1 protein-coding gene is annotated in these 262 nt (G+C 70.2%); it reads right to left on the bottom strand.

Features of this window, described 5'->3' with window-relative positions:
- Nucleotides 1-262, bottom strand: a 262-nt coding sequence (locus tag ACPYOI_RS36425; protein ID WP_481424223.1) for a YhdP family protein, incomplete at both ends; no start/stop codon positions are given.

Below are 262 nucleotides of genomic sequence, written 5' to 3'. Positions count from 1 at the left end.
GCGCGATCCCGTTCGAGATCCGGCTGGTGCCCGTGATCTTGTCGAACGGCAGGCCCTTACCGACCACGTCGCGGAAATTCAGCGTCAGGAAGCGCGCGAGGCTCTGCAGGCTCAGCACGCCGAGCAGTTTCGCGGCGCCCGGATCGACCTTCAGGATCTGGCCGTGCTCCAGATCGACCGCGACCTGGCCGCCGAGCGACGGCAGATCGACCGCGGTCGGGCCGCCGCGCCAGCCGACCTTGCCGGTCACCGTGCCGTGGCC

The sequence above is a fragment of the Rhizobium sp. SVR5-2C genome, from assembly GCF_056755115.1.
The sequence above is the reverse complement of the archived record's forward strand: the minus strand, read 5'-3'. Positions and strand labels throughout refer to the sequence as shown.